This is a genomic window from Pseudomonas sp. SED1 (genome assembly GCF_034044025.1).
In the GTDB taxonomy this organism is placed as follows: Bacteria; Pseudomonadota; Gammaproteobacteria; order Pseudomonadales; family Pseudomonadaceae; genus Aquipseudomonas.
Window position 1 is genome coordinate 32,154 of record NZ_JAXCIS010000123.1, and the last position, 13,896, is coordinate 46,049.

14 protein-coding genes are annotated in these 13,896 nt (G+C 59.2%); 13 read left to right on the forward strand and 1 reads right to left on the reverse strand.

Annotated features, from left to right (window positions below; genetic code table 11):
• Positions 1–66: 66 nt before the first annotated feature.
• From exaC to fic, 10 genes are all read left to right on the forward strand, one after another.
• On the forward strand, positions 67–1,587 hold the full coding sequence (gene exaC / locus SNL23_RS15780) for an acetaldehyde dehydrogenase ExaC (protein WP_003219398.1): 1,521 nt from the start codon (positions 67–69) through the stop codon (positions 1,585–1,587).
• 98 nt (positions 1,588–1,685) lie between these two features.
• The gene (eat, locus tag SNL23_RS15785; RefSeq protein WP_318302708.1) at positions 1,686–3,134 is read left to right on the forward strand and encodes an ethanolamine permease; all 1,449 of its coding nucleotides are present in this window, start codon (positions 1,686–1,688) and stop codon (positions 3,132–3,134) included.
• 64 nt (positions 3,135–3,198) lie between these two features.
• Entirely contained in the window at positions 3,199–4,593 is a 1,395-nt protein-coding gene (locus SNL23_RS15790) for an ethanolamine ammonia-lyase subunit EutB (protein ID WP_003219393.1), read from the forward strand.
• Positions 4,590–5,438 carry an ethanolamine ammonia-lyase subunit EutC gene (gene eutC / locus SNL23_RS15795; protein WP_076014105.1) on the forward strand — a complete coding sequence of 283 codons (849 nt, stop codon included), beginning with the start codon at positions 4,590–4,592 and terminating at the stop codon, positions 5,436–5,438. Before SNL23_RS15790 ends, eutC begins: the two co-directional genes overlap by 4 nt.
• 92 nt (positions 5,439–5,530) lie before the next feature.
• The gene (locus SNL23_RS15800; RefSeq protein WP_076014106.1) at positions 5,531–5,989 is read left to right on the forward strand and encodes a GNAT family N-acetyltransferase; all 459 of its coding nucleotides are present in this window, start codon (positions 5,531–5,533) and stop codon (positions 5,987–5,989) included.
• A 240-nt stretch (positions 5,990–6,229) separates the two neighbouring features.
• Complete coding sequence (locus tag SNL23_RS15805; RefSeq protein WP_076014107.1) at positions 6,230–6,886, forward strand: DedA family protein; 657 nt, start codon at positions 6,230–6,232, stop codon at positions 6,884–6,886.
• Between the two features lie 6 nt (positions 6,887–6,892).
• Positions 6,893–7,723, forward strand: coding sequence for a zinc-dependent peptidase (locus tag SNL23_RS15810; RefSeq protein ID WP_318302709.1), 831 nt, complete (start codon positions 6,893–6,895; stop codon positions 7,721–7,723).
• 93 nt (positions 7,724–7,816) lie between these two features.
• Positions 7,817–8,344 carry an inorganic diphosphatase gene (gene ppa, locus SNL23_RS15815; RefSeq protein ID WP_003176323.1) on the forward strand — a complete coding sequence of 176 codons (528 nt, stop codon included), beginning with the start codon at positions 7,817–7,819 and terminating at the stop codon, positions 8,342–8,344.
• A gap of 213 nt (positions 8,345–8,557) precedes the next feature.
• Positions 8,558–9,334, forward strand: coding sequence for a LexA family transcriptional regulator (locus SNL23_RS15820; protein ID WP_076014109.1), 777 nt, complete (start codon positions 8,558–8,560; stop codon positions 9,332–9,334).
• Positions 9,335–9,840: 506 nt separating this feature from the next.
• Positions 9,841–10,962, forward strand: coding sequence for a protein adenylyltransferase Fic (gene fic / locus SNL23_RS15825; RefSeq protein WP_167665713.1), 1,122 nt, complete (start codon positions 9,841–9,843; stop codon positions 10,960–10,962).
• A gap of 123 nt (positions 10,963–11,085) precedes the next feature.
• On the opposite strand, the gene SNL23_RS15830 is transcribed toward fic, so the two are convergent.
• Positions 11,086–11,397: a DUF6124 family protein gene (locus tag SNL23_RS15830; RefSeq protein ID WP_017476274.1), complete on the reverse strand. Its 312-nt coding sequence runs from the start codon at positions 11,395–11,397 to the stop codon at positions 11,086–11,088.
• 402 nt (positions 11,398–11,799) lie between these two features.
• Between SNL23_RS15830 and SNL23_RS15835 the strand changes: the two genes are divergently transcribed.
• From SNL23_RS15835 to SNL23_RS15845, 3 genes are all read left to right on the forward strand, one after another.
• Positions 11,800–12,444: an NAD(P)H-dependent oxidoreductase gene (locus SNL23_RS15835; protein ID WP_318302710.1), complete on the forward strand. Its 645-nt coding sequence runs from the start codon at positions 11,800–11,802 to the stop codon at positions 12,442–12,444.
• Positions 12,383–12,739 carry a MerR family transcriptional regulator gene (locus tag SNL23_RS15840; RefSeq protein WP_318302711.1) on the forward strand — a complete coding sequence of 119 codons (357 nt, stop codon included), beginning with the start codon at positions 12,383–12,385 and terminating at the stop codon, positions 12,737–12,739. Before SNL23_RS15835 ends, SNL23_RS15840 begins: the two co-directional genes overlap by 62 nt.
• 200 nt (positions 12,740–12,939) lie before the next feature.
• Entirely contained in the window at positions 12,940–13,884 is a 945-nt protein-coding gene (locus SNL23_RS15845; protein WP_318302712.1) for an ATP-binding protein, read from the forward strand.
• Positions 13,885–13,896: the final 12 nt, after the last annotated feature.

Consider the following 13,896-nt stretch of genomic DNA (forward strand, 5'->3'; position numbering starts at 1 on the left):
TCTACGCTTTAACAAGCACAACCGTGCGTCCTCCAATAAACACAAAAAAGCCAGGAGATACCCACCATGCGTTACGCACACCCCGGTACTGAAGGCGCTATCGTTTCGTTCAAGGCCAAGTACGGCAACTACATCGGCGGTGAATTTGTCGCGCCGGTCGATGGCAACTATTTCACCAACACCTCGCCGGTCAACGGCAAGCCCATCGCCGAATTCCCGCGCTCCACGGCCAAAGACATCGACAAGGCCCTGGACGCCGCCCACGCCGCCGCTGACGCCTGGGGCAAAACCTCGGCTCAGGACCGCTCGCTGGTGCTGCTGAAAATCGCCGACCGCATCGAACAGAACCTCGAACTGCTAGCCATCACCGAAACCTGGGACAACGGCAAGGCCGTGCGCGAAACCCTGAACGCCGACATCCCGCTGGCCGCTGACCACTTCCGCTACTTCGCCGGCTGCATCCGCGCCCAGGAAGGCAGCAGCGCCGAAATCAACGAACACACCGCCGCCTATCACTTCCACGAGCCGCTGGGCGTGGTCGGCCAGATCATCCCGTGGAACTTCCCGCTGCTGATGGCCGCCTGGAAACTCGCGCCAGCCCTGGCTGCCGGTAACTGCGTGGTGCTCAAGCCTGCCGAGCAAACCCCGCTGGGCATCAACGTGCTGATGGAACTGATCGGCGACCTGCTGCCGCCGGGCGTACTGAACGTGGTGCACGGCTACGGCAAAGAAGCCGGCGAAGCCCTGGCCACCAGCAAGCGCATCGCCAAGATCGCCTTTACCGGCTCCACGCCAGTGGGCTCGCACATCATGCATGCGGCCGCCGAGAACATCATTCCGTCCACCGTTGAACTGGGCGGCAAGTCGCCGAACATCTTCTTCGCCGACATCATGAAAGCCGAACCGCAATTCATCGAGAAAGCCGCCGAAGGTTTGGTGCTGGCGTTCTTCAACCAGGGTGAAGTCTGCACCTGCCCTTCCCGCGCGCTGGTGGAAGAGTCGATCTACGACGATTTCATGAAAGTGGTGATGAAGAAGGTCGAGTCGATCAAACGTGGCGACCCGCTGGACACCGACACCATGGTCGGCGCCCAGGCGTCCGAGCAGCAGTTCGACAAGATCCTGTCGTACCTCGAAATTGCCAAGGGCGAAGGCGCCGAGTTGCTGACCGGCGGCAAGGTCGAGAAGCTGACCGGCGATTTGGCCACCGGCTATTACATCCAGCCGACACTGCTCAAGGGCACCAACAAGATGCGGGTGTTCCAGGAAGAAATCTTTGGCCCGGTGGTGAGCATCACCACGTTCAAGGATGAAGCCGAAGCCCTGGCGATCGCCAACGACACCGAGTTCGGCCTGGGTGCCGGCTTGTGGACCCGCGACATCAACCGCGCCTACCGCATGGGCCGGGCGATCAAGGCCGGGCGTGTGTGGACCAACTGCTATCACCTGTACCCGGCACATGCCGCTTTCGGTGGTTACAAGAAGTCCGGTGTGGGCCGTGAGACTCACAAGATGATGCTTGATCACTATCAGCAGACCAAAAACCTGCTGGTGAGCTACGACATCAATCCGCTGGGCTTCTTCTAACTCACAACCCGCTCCCACACTTGATCTTCACAAGACCTTGCTACTCATTCGGCTTACTTAAGTAAGCCGGGATAAAACAATAAGAAAGGGATTCCATCATGCCTAGCGAACCGAATGGCGCTCCGGCGTCCGGGTCTTCCGTCGACTTTGAAAAGGTCGGCAACGAATACTTCCAACAACGGGAACTGAAAAAAGGCGCTGCCGGCTGGGTGCTCCTGGTCGGTCTCGGGGTTGCCTACGTGATCTCCGGCGACTACGCCGGCTGGAACTTCGGCCTGGCCCAGGGCGGCTGGGGCGGCATGTTCCTCGCCACACTGCTGATGGCCACCATGTACCTGTGCATGTGTTTCTCCCTGGCCGAATTGTCTTCCATGATTCCCACCGCCGGCGGCGGCTACGGCTTTGCCCGCAGCGCGTTCGGCCCCTGGGGCGGATTCCTCACCGGCACCGCGATCCTTATCGAATACGCCATCGCCCCCGCCGCCATCGCGGTGTTTATCGGCGCCTATTGCGAGTCGCTGTTCGGCATTGGCGGCTGGATGATCTACCTGGCGTTCTACATCATCTTTATCGGCATCCACATCTTCGGGGTGGGTGAGGCGCTGAAGCTGATGTTTGTGATTACTGCCGTCGCGGCCATTGCCCTGGGCGTGTTCCTGGTGGCGATGGTGCCGCACTTCAATGTCGCCAACCTGCTGGATATTCCGGTGACCGGGGCCAAGGGCGCCAGCACCTTCCTGCCATTCGGGTATGTCGGCGTGTGGGCAGCGATTCCCTATGCAATCTGGTTCTTCCTGGCGGTCGAAGGCGTGCCGCTGGCCGCCGAAGAAACCAAGAACCCGAAACGTGACCTGCCCCGCGGCCTGATCGGTGCCATTGTGGTGCTGACCAGCTTCGCCCTGCTGATCCTGGTCATCGCGCCTGGCGGTGCTGGCGCCTATGCACTGATGGCATCGGGCAATCCGCTGGTGGAAGCCTTGTCCAAAGCCTATGGCGGTTCCACGTGGATGAGCCACTTCGTCAACCTGGTGGGCCTGGCCGGGCTGATCGCGAGTTTTTTCTCGATCATCTACGCCTACTCCCGGCAGATCTTCGCCCTGTCCCGCGCCGGCTACCTGCCGCGCAAGCTGTCGCAGACCAACAAAAGCAAGGCACCGGTCCTGGCCCTGGTGATCCCCGGCATCATCGGGTTTGGCCTGTCGCTGACCGGCCAGGGTGATTTGCTGATCCTGGTGGCCGTGTTCGGCGCGACCATTTCCTACGTGCTGATGATGGCCGCACACATCACCTTGCGCATCCGCCGCCCCAAAATGGACCGTCCTTACCGCACACCGGGCGGCATCTTCACCTCGGGCGTCGCTCTGGTACTGGCCTGCATCGCTGTTGTGGCGGGCTTTCTGGTGGATCCGCGCGTGGTGATTGGCGCCGCGATCATCTATGGAGTATTAATTGCTTACTTTGCTTTCTACAGTCGGCATCACTTGGTAGCAGGCACGCCGGAAGAAGAATTTGCGGCGATCCAGGCCGCAGAGGCCGCCTTGCACTAAACGCCGTAAACCTCGGTGCGGGCGCTTTACTCACATTCTGCCCGCGCCGAAAAGGAGACTCTGTATGGCAAGCTTTTCCCACGCGGTCGGTGCATTGACCTACCGCTTCGACAGCCTCAAGGACGTGATGGCCAAGGCCAGCCCGGCGCGCTCCGGGGATTTCCTCGCCGGTGTTGCCGCGCAAAACGACGGTGAGCGGGTCGCGGCGCAAATGGCCCTGGCCAATATTCCGCTGAAGCACTTTCTTGAAGAAGTGCTGATCCCGTACGAAAGCGACGAAGTCACCCGGCTGATTATCGACACCCACGATAAACAGGCGTTTTCCGTGGTCAGCCACCTGACCGTCGGTGGCCTGCGGGATTGGCTGCTCAGCGACGCGGCCGACGAACAAAGCCTGCGCGCCCTGGCGCCCGGGCTGACACCAGAAATGGCCGCCGCCGTGTCGAAGATCATGCGGGTGCAGGACCTGGTACTGGTGGCGCAGAAGATCCGCGTCGTCACACAGTTTCGCGGCACCATGGGCCTGCGCGGGCGCCTGTCCACCCGCCTGCAACCCAACCATCCCACCGATGAACCGGCGGGTATCGCCGCCAGCATTCTCGACGGCCTGCTCTACGGTAACGGCGACGCGATGATCGGCATCAACCCGGCCACCGACAGCATCGCGTCGATCTGCGCCATGCTGGAAATGCTCGACGCGATCATCCAGCGCTACGAGATTCCGACCCAGGCCTGCGTGCTGACCCACGTCACCACCTCCATCGAAGCCATCAACCGTGGCGTGCCGCTGGACCTGGTGTTCCAGTCGATCGCCGGCACCGAGGCGGCCAACGCCAGTTTCGGCATCAGCCTGAGCGTGTTGCAGGAAGGCTACGACGCGGGCCTGAGCCTGAATCGCGGCACCCTCGGGCAAAACCTGATGTATTTCGAAACCGGCCAGGGCAGCGCCTTGTCGGCCAACGCGCACTTTGGCGTCGACCAGCAAACCTGCGAAACCCGCGCCTACGCCGTAGCCCGGCACTTCAAACCGTTTTTGGTGAACACCGTGGTCGGCTTCATCGGCCCCGAGTACCTGTACAACGGCAAGCAGATCATCCGGGCCGGCCTCGAAGATCACTTCTGCGGCAAGCTGCTGGGCGTGCCGATGGGCTGCGACATCTGCTACACCAACCATGCCGAAGCCGACCAGGACGACATGGACACACTGCTCACGCTGCTGGGCGTGGCCGGGATCAACTTCATCATGGGCATCCCGGGCTCCGACGACATCATGCTCAACTACCAGACCACCTCGTTCCACGACGCGCTCTACGCCCGGCAAACATTGGGGTTAAAGCCGGCACCGGAGTTTGAACAGTGGCTGGCGAAAATGGGCATCTTCACGCAAGCCGACGGCAAGGTGCACTTCGGCAACAGCCTGCCACCGGCATTCCGCCACGCCTTGGCGCAACTGGGATGAAGAAGGAACCGCCTGTGCACATCGACACCCCGGAAAACAACGTGGACAACCCGTGGCTGGAACTGCGACGCCTGACCCCGGCGCGAATTGCCCTGGGCCGTACCGGCACCAGCATTCCTACCGGTGCGCAGCTGGATTTCCAGTTCGCCCACGCCCAGGCGCGGGACGCCGTACACCTGCCGTTTGACCATGTAGGACTCAGCAGCCAACTGGCCGAACGCGGCCGCGACAGCCTGTTGCTGCACAGCGCCGCCGTCGACCGTCACAGCTACCTGCAACGCCCGGACCTTGGGCGGCGCCTGAGTGATGAATCGGCCCAGGCCCTGCGGGACTACGCCGAAGCCAACCCGGGCGGCGTGGACCTGGCGGTGGTAGTGGCCGACGGTTTGTCGGCGCTGGCGGTGCATAAACATACGCTGCCGTTTCTTACACGCATGGAGGAACAAACCCACGCAGAGGGTTGGTCGCTGTCGCCGGTGATTCTGGTGGAACAGGGCCGCGTGGCAGTGGCGGATGAAGTAGGCCAGTTGCTGGGGGCGAAAATGGTGGTGATCCTGATCGGCGAGCGGCCGGGGCTCAGCTCGCCGGACAGCCTGGGCCTGTATTTCACCTACAACCCCAAGGTCGGCCTCACCGACGCCTACCGCAACTGCATCTCCAATGTGCGCCTGGAGGGCTTGAGCTACGGCATGGCCGCTCACCGCTTGCTGTACTTGATGCGCGAGGCCTGCCGCCGGCAGTTGTCGGGGGTCAACCTCAAGGATGAAGCCCAGGTACAAACCCTCGAGTCGGATGATCCCGACCTGATGAAAGGCAACTTCCTGCTCAGCCCGCCGAAGGACTGATCCTTGCACGATTGCGCTTTTTCTCCGCTTTAGGCAGCATCGAAACACGGCCGCTTGTGTGGTCATACCCCATTTGGAAGTTGAGGCCTGGCATGCGGATTACTCAAGCGACCCTGGAACACCTGGACCTGTTGACCCCGCTTTTCGTCAAATACCGTGAGTTCTACGGTGCGCTGCCTTTCCCTGATTCGAGCCGCGCCTTTCTGGAAAAACGCCTGCGCCGCAAGGAATCCGTGATCTATCTGGCGTTGGCCGACGATGACGACAAGAAACTGCTCGGTTTCTGCCAGCTGTATCCAAGCTTTTCATCGCTGTCCCTCAAGCGCGTGTGGATCCTCAACGACATCTACGTCGCCGAAGACGCACGCCGTCAGTTGGTGGCCGACAACCTGATGCGTACCGCGAAGAAGATGGCCAAGGAAACTCACGCCGTGCGCCTGCGTGTGTCCACCAGCAGCGACAATCTGGTGGCGCAGAAGACCTACGAGTCCATCGGTTTTCGGGAAGACACCGAGTTCAAGAACTACGTGCTGCCCATCAGCGATGACTGACATCTATTAACCAAAGCTCATGCATCGGTTGTGGGAGGCCCCTCCCACACTGACTCTGTGCCTGGAATAAGATCGATGTCGCGACATCCCCCGCTACAAAACCAACACGCTTTTCACGACTCTATCCGTATAATGCGGACCTTTCAGGGTCGTAAGAATTACGCCGCAACCTTGTAGCCCTTATTACCCGAAGCCTCCGCACAGGCCCGCTGAGCCAGGCCATTCACACAGGTGCCATCCATGGATTTCAACCCGCTCGACCTTATCCTGCATCTCGACGTGTACCTCGACATGCTGGTGAGAAACTACGGAGTGTGGATATACGCCATTCTGTTCCTGGTTATCTTTTGCGAAACAGGCCTGGTGGTCATGCCCTTCCTGCCGGGTGATTCCTTGCTGTTTATTGCCGGCGCCATCGCCGCGGGCGGTGGGATGGACCCGGTATTGTTGGGCGGTTTGCTGATGCTCGCGGCCATCCTGGGTGACAGTACCAACTACGTGATCGGACGAACGGCCGGGGAACGCTTGTTCAGCAACCCCAACTCGAAAATCTTCCGCCGCGACTATCTGCAAAAAACCCACGACTTCTACGACAAGCACGGCGGCAAAACCGTGACCCTGGCGCGCTTCCTGCCGATCCTGCGCACGTTTGCACCGTTCGTCGCCGGCATCGCGAAAATGCCTTACCCGCGCTTCTTCGGTTTCAGCGTGTTCGGCACCATCCTGTGGGTCGGCGGCCTGGTGACACTGGGCTACTTCTTCGGCAACGTACCGTTCATCAAGAAAAACCTGTCGCTGCTGGTGGTGTTCATCATCCTGCTGTCGCTGGTACCGATGATCATCGGCGTGTTCCGCAGCCGCTTTGGCCGCAGCTCTTCCGAAGCCAAGCCCCAATAACCTGCGATGTGGTCCCTGAGCGCCTGGCGTCGCCGGCGCCTGCTGGCCAAGCACCCGATTGCCGATGAAACGTGGCAGCGGGTGCGCCACCACTTGACCTTCCTCGACGGCATCACCGTTGAGCAAGACCAGTGGCTGCGGGAAGCCTGCGTGGTGTTCCTCGCCGAAAAACACCTCACCGCCCTACCCGGCGTCGAACTGCACCAGGAACAACGCCTGCTGCTCGCTGCCCAGGCACAACTGCCGCTGATGAACCTTGGCGACCTCGACTGGTACCAGGGCTTCCACGAGATCGTGCTGTATCCCGACGACTTCCTCAGCCCCCAGCGTCATCGCGACGCCAGCGGCGTGGAACACGAGTGGGACGGCGAACACAGCGGCGAAGCCTGGCAGCAAGGCCCGGTGATCCTCGCCTGGCCCGGTGTGCTGGCCAGCGGCAACTGGGAAGGCTACAACCTGGTGATCCACGAACTGGCCCACAAGCTGGACATGCTTAATGGCGACGCCAACGGCCTGCCGCCGTTGCACCACGACATGCGCGTGCAGGAATGGGCCAGCGTCATGCAAAGCGCCTTTGATGACCTCAACCGTCAACTGGACCACAACCCGGACGCCGAAACGCTCATAGACCCGTACGCCGCGGAAAACCCGGCCGAGTTCTTTGCCGTTACCAGCGAATATTTCTTCAGTGCCCCGGATTTGCTGGTCAGCAGTTATCCACAGGTGTACGAGCAACTGCGCCACTTTTACCGCCAGGATCCCCTGGCGCGCCTGCACCAACTGCAGGCCGGCGACGTGCGGTATCAGACTGAACGCCAAGCGTCCTACGACGTCTGACGCATGGCATCGGCGTCAGAATATGCCTATAATCGCCGCCACTTTTAGGCCAATCCGGCCATGTTCCATGGCCAACTACGGGGGCAACGCCCAATGAGCTACAGCAAGATTCCGGCTGGCAAAGACCTGCCGAACGACATCTACGTCGCCATCGAGATTCCGGCCAACCACGCGCCGATCAAATACGAAATCGACAAAGACAGCGACTGCCTGTTCGTTGACCGTTTCATGGCCACCCCGATGTTCTACCCGGCCAACTACGGTTTCATCCCTAACACCCTGGCAGACGACGGTGACCCCCTCGACGTGCTGGTCGTGACCCCTTACCCGGTTACCCCAGGCTCGGTTATCCGCGCACGCCCGGTCGGCATCCTGAACATGACTGACGATGGCGGCGGCGATGCCAAAGTTATCGCAGTACCACACGACAAGCTGTCCCAGCTGTATGTCGACGTGAAGGAATACACCGATCTGCCGCCACTGCTGCTGGAACAGATCAAACACTTCTTCGAGAACTACAAAGACCTCGAAAAAGGCAAATGGGTGAAGATCGACGGTTGGGGCAACGCAGACGCCGCCCGCGCCGAGATCATGAAGTCGGTCGCTGCCTACAAAGGCTGATACCGCTACACGCTCAAAAAAGCCCCGATTAATCGGGGCTTTTTTTGTGGGAAAAATATAAACATCCGAGCATTTTAATAAACACATTTACAGCTACTGTTTAACTAGCTTAGTTATCCGGTAGAACATTCCCTCAATAAGGAAACACCTACATACGGCAACTCAACGCATGGTTTATTTGATCTATTTTTACGGCCAGTAAACTCTGCGTTTATGAATACATCAGGTGATCGCTTAAGAGCGCTATTACGGGAAGTTCATCTTTCCGCTTCCGACTTCGCCAAGAACCGCAATGTTACGCCTCAGCACGTAAACAACTGGTTCAAACGCGGCGTCCCCATGGGCCGGCTCAACGAGTTCGCAGAACTGTTGTGCGTCACCAGCCGATGGCTGCGTACAGGCGAAGGCCCCAAACATCCACCCGCTAACTACCTACTGGAAGGAACCGATTTAGACGTCTCACACCGTATTGCCCGCGAAAACAGCGGCAACTACATCACCCACCCGGTCTCTGGCCCGGTAAAAATCGATGTGGAGATTCCCCTCCATCCCACCTTCACCTCAACCGAAAGCATCCGCCTCTCCCTGCACGCCCTTGAAACCATCGGCGTAAACCCGGAGCGGGCACTCGGTGCCTACATGGTTGGCAACAGCATGATCGACATCATCCAGGACGGAAGTACCCTCGCGATCGACTGTGGCCGCAAACAGATCATCGACGGCGAAATCTACGCGGTAGAGCACGACGGAATGCTGCGCATCAAATACCTCTACAACCGCCCCGGAGGCGGCCTGCGGATGCGCAGCCACAACAGCGCAGAGCATCCGGACGAGTTTTTGACCTACGAACAGCGGCACGAGCAGAACTTTGAGATTCTGGGTTGGGTGTTCTGGTGGGCGACACTGAATAACCGCCGACCACCAGTGCCGCTGGATGAGCATTTATTGGGCTACGAAGGCTCTAAATCGGATCCGAAGCTGGGAAATTGAGGCGAATGTGGGTATTATCCGCCGCACATTTGGCAGGGGGTTGGCGTGAAGCCGGTCCGCCCTGCCTGGCGATGCGGAGGAGTTCCCGCTGATGCCCCTTATCACCCGGGCGCGAGTTTGGGTGAACGATTTGAAGGCTGGTGAGGTTTACCAAAAATAAGCTGAACCAGTCCCCGAGAAGCCGGCCACAAGCCGGCTTTTTAATGCCTGGAAGAAATGCACTACACCTGCCAGGCATCGAGCTATTTGAGAACGCGCCAACCGCTCCAAGGCACGCAAGCCGTCTTTTCCATCCTCAGGACATTCGCCTGATACGTCGCTAAAAGCCCGCTCCAAGAACACGTTTCGCATACCTGTCGTTACCAACGACATGACGTCAAGACGTGTCGCAGAAATCAAAATATAGCGACACGTAGTGCACACATGTTTACACTGACGCCACGAAAGGGCGCCCTGATGAGCCCCTCTTACCTTTAGACGGATAAGTCAAAGACCGAGCCCCATCCATGACCGCATCCCACCTTCCCTGGCAGGCTGACAAGCCCTACAACCAGCTTCCCACTTTGCCACCGGCAACTGTTCTGGAAACCCATGCAGTTCTCAAACGCTGCATTGAGGCCCGCACAGCCCTGGCCGAATTGAAGCAAGCGGCTGAGCTGATCCCTAACCAGACAATGCTGATCAACACCATTCCATTGCTGGAGGCCAAGGATAGCTCGGAGATCGAAAGTATCGTCACCACCACGGACCTGCTCTTTCAGCACGCTCAGAATGGAGATAGCCATGCCGACCCAGCGACCAAGGAAGCACTGCGCTACCGCAGAGCCCTGCAGAAGGGTTATCAATCGTTGGCCGAACGCCCACTCTCCACCGGTACTGCAGTCGAAATCTGCCGCACGCTTAAAGGCGTGAACATGGATATACGCCGGGTGCCAGGAGTCCAGCTAGCCAACGACCGAACCGGCGAGATCATCTATACCCCACCGGAAGGCGAAGATCGCTTACGTGACATGCTCGCCAACTGGGAGCGCTTCCTGCACAACGAGACCGACCTGGATCCATTGGTACGTATGGCGGTTAGTCACTATCAATTCGAAGCCATTCACCCATTCACCGACGGCAATGGCCGTACCGGGCGAGTGCTCAACACCCTGTACCTGATCCAGGAAGGCCTGCTGAATCTACCGATTCTCTACCTTAGCCGTTACATCATTGCCCATCGAGCCGATTACTACCGCCTGTTGCTTGATGTCACTCGTGAACAAGCCTGGGAACCCTGGTTGCTGTACATGCTTAGCGCAGTAGAAGAAACCGCACGCTGGACATGTGCCAAAATTGCCGCCATCCGCAGCCTGTCCGAACACACCACACAGTTCGTTCGCGAGCAGTTGCCGAAAACCTATTCCCGCGAACTGGTGGACGTTATTTTCGAACAGCCCTATTGCCGCATCAGCAACGTCGTCGACAAACAGATTGCCCAGCGTCAAGCAGCCTCCCGTTACCTCAAAGAGCTAGTCGCCATCGGCGTTCTGCAAGAGGTTCAGGTTGGCAAGGAAAAGCTCTTCATCCATCCCAAGCTGATGCAGTTACTCAGTCGCGACAATAACGACTTCAAGCCATACGCCTGAGGGGACAGCTTTACTCGATGACAATTGTCTGCCGGGATCTGCGCCCCTGAGCCGTGATGATCAGCATTTGGTCAGTAGGTTGCTGACCAAATGCGTCGTTACCTCAGTGTCGGCTTAGGATCCTCACCTCGGCTGCAAGCAATCCAACGCCCTATCCACCACCACCTTCGACATCTCCACCAAATGCATGACTGCCCGCTGCGCGCCATTCAGCGGCTCGGTCGACGCCTGGGCGGTCGCCACGGCGCAATGCAGCAACTCGGCAGCATGGGCCAGCGCATCTTCGAAACTCAGTTCGTCATCAACGGTAAACGGGGTGGGTGAAGGCTGCGCGTCCGGCGCTTTGAGGTAGCGATCAATCACTCGGCGTGAGGCATCAGTGTCGCGGAGTAAGGCTTTATGGAATGCGGGTGGATCGGGGGTAACTTTGACCATGGTAGAACTCCTAGCAGTGAGTTGAACCACTAACCTCTCGCGACTAAACGATCAGAAGGTGGCAGCTGTACGCAGGTTAGTCGACCGGCCGCTAGGCACCGGCGCACCCGAAGGTGCCCTGCGCACAGCCACCATAAAGTGCAGGCGATAAATACCTGGCTTTGAGATGGCGCTGTACGCCTAGCGTTGTCCGGGCGACTAAACCCGATCACCGAATATGCGGTGACGGAACGCAGACTAGTCGCGGGATTTTGCTGGCGCAAGCGCTTGGAATTCTCTAGGAAACGTCCTGCAAATGAAAGGGATGAGTCTTCCTGGCCATTCCCAATCACTGCCACTTCTTGACTCTCCCCCTAAGGTCACACCTCACCCTGAAGCCCTACCTTTCAGGACTCCACCGCCATGAGCCAACGCATCCTGGTCATCCTCGGCCACCCTTCCAGCACCAGCTTCTGCTCTGCCCTCACCGACGCCTACGTCACCAGCGCCAAAACTGCCGGCCACGAAGTACGCGTCCTGCGCCTGGGCGACCTGACGTTCGACCCGATCCTCCACAATGGCTACAGCCTGATCCAACCCTTGGAACCCGACCTGCTCAGCGCCCAATCCGACATCCTGTGGGCCAATCACCTGACGTTTGTTTTCCCCATCTGGTGGGGTGGCATCCCGGCCCTGATGAAGGGGTTTATCGACCGAATTTTCCTGTCCGGTTTCGCCTTCAAATACCGCAAAGGCAAGGCCCTCCCCGACAAACTCCTGAAGGGCCGAACCGCGCATTTGCTGGTGACCCTGGACACGCCGCCGTGGTATTACAGGTGGTTCTACCGCATGCCCGCGCTGCATCAGATGCGCAAGACAACACTGGCGTTTTGTGGCATTCAGCCGATCAAGACGCTGTTGTTCGGACCGGTACTCGGCTCCACGCCACAGCAACGGGACCGATGGCTACAACAGGCCAGTACTCTCTTTGGGAAAAGGACTTTTCATGTACATCGGCAAAGCCGCGCAGTTGTCGGGCACCACGATCAAGGCGATTCGTCACTATGAGGCAATCGGCCTGTTGCCGCAGCCGCAGCGGGAGGGCCGCTATCGGATCTATTCAGCACAAAGCGTCGAGCTCCTGATGTTTATCAAGTGCGCCCAGCAGCTGGGCTTCAAGCTCAAGGAACTGCAGGGCATTCTGCATAGCGCGCAGGGCGATGAGCTGCCTTGGCATAAGGCAACTAAAGCGATTGCAGACAAAAAACAGCAACTGTCCCATCAGATTGAAGCTCTCCAACGGATGTATACGGACCTGGTCAAGTTTGAAGCGAGCTGGACCGGTCACTGTCAGCCTGAGTAATGTCCGGTTGCCAGTGAATGACCTTCGCCTAAAGGGTGGTAGCAACTAGCCACCCCCTGTAGTAGGCTCCTAACCAATTGACAACACCTCCCAGGCCCGGCAGTACAAGGCAGTTACCATGTCACAGCGAAGGATCCGCTCTGTTGGCCCAAGGCTCTGCTGTACCTGCCTAACGGCCCCCGCTCACTCCAGGCTCTCCCATGACTGATCTTCCCGCTTCGATCGCCCACCGGCGTTTATCGGAGGCGACGCCCCCTGCGCTGCAAACACCTCTGCGCGAAGCGCGTTTCAACCTTTCGCGGGATGTGGTGCTGCCTGCGCGCACCCGGCTGCAGTTGGACGAGTGCCTGGCGCGCCTGCGCTTTCATACGAAAATTTACCAGGACTGGGGCTTTGCTGCCGTAGACCCGATGGGCATGACCGCCATCTTGAACTTCTATGGCCCGCCCGGCACCGGCAAGACCTTATGTGCCGAGGCACTCGCCGGTCAGCTTGGGCTGCCGTTCATGGCACTGGGTATCGCCGAGCTGGAAAGCAAGTTCATGGGCGATACGGCCAAGAACATTCAGGCGACCTTCGAACAGGCCCGGCAAACCGGGGCGCTGCTGTTCTTCGATGAAGCCGACACGTTGCTCGGCAAGCGCTTGTCGTCCGTCACCCAGGGCGTGGACAACGAGGTCAATGCCATGCGCTCGACCTTGCTGATCGAGCTGGAGCGTTTCGAGGGCATCGTGGTGTTTGCCACCAATTTTGCCAAGAATTATGACGAGGCCTTTCGCAGCAGGATCGGTTACCACGTCGAATTCTGTTTGCCCGACCTGGGCGCCCGGCAACAGCTTTGGGAGCGTTTTCTGGTGCCGCAGATTCCGCTGGCCGGGCCGCGCGGAGCGTTGATCGACAGTGCCAGCCTGCGTTCCGACGGGCTATCTGGCCGAGAAATCCGCACGTGCATGCGCCTGGCACTGCCCAAGTCGTTTCTTGCCGCCGAGAAAAACGGCGGGCCCCCGTACCTGCACGCCGAGCACTTGCACGCGGCTATCGATGAAGTCCTGGCCAGTCACCTCCAGGTAGCAACACCGCCTCCCACCCGAATACACAGCGAGCAGGACGTGGCCCGTGCCAAAAGCCTGCTAGGCCTTCAATAACTTAATAATGAG